The following is a 1,639-nucleotide window of genomic DNA, read 5'->3' as shown; positions in this document are numbered from 1 at the left end:
GAACCGCGCCGCGCCCCCTCTCCCAGAGGGAGAGGGTTGGGGTGAGGGGTATGACCTTACAGGACAGCGCTCGGCATCGACGCGCGTTCGGCGCCGCGCCCTACCTGGAAACCTCCTACCCCTCACCCGGCTTTCTGCGAAAGCAGGCCTCTCCCGATGGGAGAGGGGACCCGCGCTTCGTTCCAAGACGATGTGTTGGACCGAACCAATCAATCGTAAATCGTATCACAAAGCCCCTGAGCCGTCTGCCCGAAGAGCCCGTGGCTCCGCGCGAGGCCGCCCGGAGCGCTCCCGCGCGGGGCTGGGTTGTGGCTCCGCGCAAGAGCGCGCCACGGCAAGGATCTCGCGGCAAGGTCTCGCGGCAAGGTCTCGCGGCAAGGATCTCGCGGCAAGGATCTCGCGGCGAGAGCCTCGGCGCCAGAACCCGGAGCCGCACTCGCCGCAACCCGATCCGGAGGAACGCTAGCGCGATTCCGCGATGTGCTGCGCGAGGATCGCGTCGAAGGAGGCGTCGGCCTCGAATCCGAGGGCGTCGGCCGTGCGGGTGTCGAAGGCCTCCGGCCAGGTCTCGATGATCCGCATGATCGCCGGATCGGGCTCCCGCCGGATCAGGGCGACGGCATCCGCGCCGGCCGCGCGGCGCAGGGCCTCGATCTCCTCCGCCACCGTCGCCGAGATGCCCGGCATAGTGAAGGTGCGACGGGTGCCGAGACCCGAGAGGTCGAGGCCGGCCGCGTGCAGGAGGAAGCCGGTCGCGGCGCCCGGGCTGGCGAACCAGTGGCGCACCGTGTCGGGCACCGGCAGCACGGCCGGCAGCCCGGCGAGCGGCTCGCGCAGGATGCCGGAGAAGAAGCCGGAGGCCGCCTTGTTGGGCTTGCCCGGCCGCACGCAGATGGTCGGCAGGCGCAGGCCGATCCCGTCGAGGAAGCCGCGGCGGCTGTAATCGGCCAGCAGCAGCTCGCCCATCGCCTTCTGCACCCCGTAGGAGGAGGCGGGCGCCGGGATGAAGTCGTCGCCGATCACCGGCGGCAGCGGCTGGCCGAACACCGCGAGCGAGGAGGTGAACACCACCCGGGGCCGGTAGCCCTCGGCCTCGCTCAGCGCGCGGATCGCCTCGAAGAGCAGGCGGGTGCCGTCGAGGTTGACCCGGTAGCCGAGGTCCATGTCGGCCTCGGCCTCGCCGGAGACCACCGCGGCGAGATGGAAGACGATGCCGGGCCGCTCCTTGAGCGCCGCCGCGGCCGCCCCGGGCGCGGAGAGGTCGGCGGCCTCGACGCGGACCGGGCCGGCAAAGCCTGCCGGGGCCTCCGGCCGCACCACGTCCACCAGAGTGAGGCCGGTGAGCGGATCGTTGCCGACGCGGCCCGCCGCGACGAGGGCGGCGGTGAGGCGCCGGCCGATCATGCCCGCGGCGCCGAGGATCAGGACGTGCATGGGAAAACTCCGCTCAGCGCATCAGGTCGAGGGCGCGGGCGAAGAAGTCGCGCCCGCCGAAATTGCCGGATTTGAGGGCGAGCAGCATCGGCTCGGCGGACGCGGTGCGCAGCACCGGCACGCCGGCCGCGATCTCCGGCCCGACCCGGAAGGCCCTGAGGCCCAGATGATCGACCACGGCGCCCGAGGTCTCGCCACCCGCCAC

At 72.4% G+C, this 1,639-nt stretch carries 2 protein-coding genes; both read right to left on the bottom strand.

The window, feature by feature from the left end; translation table 11 throughout:
* Window positions 1–462 precede the first annotated feature (462 nt).
* Window positions 463–1,434 carry a D-erythronate dehydrogenase gene (gene denD, locus AX737_RS11800; RefSeq protein WP_066921533.1) on the bottom strand — a complete coding sequence of 324 codons (972 nt, stop codon included), beginning with the start codon at window positions 1,432–1,434 and terminating at the stop codon, window positions 463–465.
* Between the two features lie 13 nt (window positions 1,435–1,447).
* Window positions 1,448–1,639 (bottom strand): nucleotide-binding domain containing protein (locus AX737_RS11795; RefSeq protein ID WP_280949068.1); only part of this gene is annotated, 192 nt, incomplete at its 5' end.

This window comes from Methylobacterium sp. CCH5-D2 (assembly GCF_001556475.1).
Lineage (GTDB): Bacteria > Pseudomonadota > Alphaproteobacteria > Rhizobiales > Beijerinckiaceae > Methylobacterium > Methylobacterium hispanicum.
This window is presented reverse-complemented; position numbering and strand designations above follow the sequence as displayed.

Excerpts from the sequence above, each read along its gene's own strand:
- denD (WP_066921533.1), bottom strand. The coding sequence starts at position 1,434 with ATGCACGTCCTGATCCTCGGCGCCGCGGGCATGATCGGCCGGCGCCTC.